1 pseudogene is annotated in these 1,518 nt (G+C 25.5%); it reads left to right on the forward strand.

What is annotated here, in order from left to right:
• Nucleotides 1-1,518, forward strand: a pseudogene (locus T324_RS18105) (hypothetical protein); the annotation flags it as partial.

The raw sequence follows: 1,518 nt of genomic DNA on the forward strand, positions 1-1,518 counted from the left end.
TTCTAATAAGTTGGAAGAGAAGTTATCAGAAAAGATTAATGTACTCAATGAAGCGAAAGAAGAACTTGATAATATGGTAAAGGCTTCTTTTGATAGTTTGGAATCTAATATGCAGGGTGCTATTAGTAAATTTGAAGAAGAATCTAATGCCAAACTTTTAGAGGTTATAAGAAAATTAGAAAAAGATGCACAATCTGTAATATTTGATAAAAACGAGTATAGCAACTATTTAACAGAGCAGCTTGGTATTATCAATAAAAAAATAGAAGAAGAAGTTTCAAAACTTAGTGATAAGATAAATACTGATCTAGGCAATGATATTAATTCACTAAAAGAAAAATATGAATCTTTAGGCAGTGATTTTGATAGTGCTTTAGAAATAGTAAAAGATTCTATATTAGACAGAGATGAATTAATAGAAATGCATAAAGCTGATAGAGAAGCTTTGATTTCTAAAATAGATGGTATTAAAAATGAATTTGATAGCTTCAAAGAAGAAGTTATAAATTCTAATAAGAAGGATATACCTGCTTTATTTGATGAAGAGAAAGAAAAGATAGAAAAAGCTTTTGAAGAGTTTGCAAATGAGTTATTGGACAGAGTAAATACTTCAGAAAGCGATCTTAATTATATAAAAGATTTGATTTCTGATGACAGAGCTATAGTATTAGAAAAGATAGAGAATCTTAAAAATGAATTATATTCTTTGAAAGATGATAATACTGTTAGCCAGTTGGTTTTAGAGAAAGAAGCATTAGAAAATTCATTTAATGCTATTAAAGCAGATTTTGCAAAATTAGAAGAATTAGAAAATAATCTATATCAATTAAGAGATGACATGTCAGATGTTGATGTTAATTTAAGAGATGATGTTAAAGCATTGTCTTCTAAATTAGAAGAATTAGAAGGAAGAATCAAATATGACATTGAAGATTATTCTAATGATATGAGTAATATCAATTCTAATATTACTACATTGCATGGATATATAGATGCTATAAGAAATAATATTAAAGATTCTATGAATAAATCTTCTGAGTTAGAAAGTAATATACTAAAAGATAAAGAAGAATTAGAAAATAGATTATCTTCTATAAGAGAAAGTTTGCTTTCTATAACAGGAAAAAATGAAACATCGGAATCATTATTTAATGATGAAATGAAAAGAATAGATGAACTTTTCGATAAAGTTAATGATGACAATAAAGAGTTTAGAGAAAGACTAGAAAAAAGAATAGAATATTTTGAAGACTCTTGGTCAGATTCTGCTAGAATAAGAGGATTATTCTCTTCTGATATTAGAAATGAGATAGAAAATGTTAAATCAGATACTGAATTGAAATTTGAAAATTCTATTAATGAGTTAAAATCAAAAATGGATTTAATGGACAATGATATTGCTTCTTGGAAATATGAATACATAAATGAATTGAATACAAAAATAGATTCTGTAAATGCTGATTTGAGTAGTGTAAAAGAAGAATATTTTAATGAGTTAAAATCTAAAATAGATTCTAT

It is taken from the genome of Brachyspira alvinipulli ATCC 51933, assembly GCF_000518245.1.
GTDB classification, from domain to species: domain Bacteria; phylum Spirochaetota; class Brachyspiria; order Brachyspirales; family Brachyspiraceae; genus Brachyspira; species Brachyspira alvinipulli.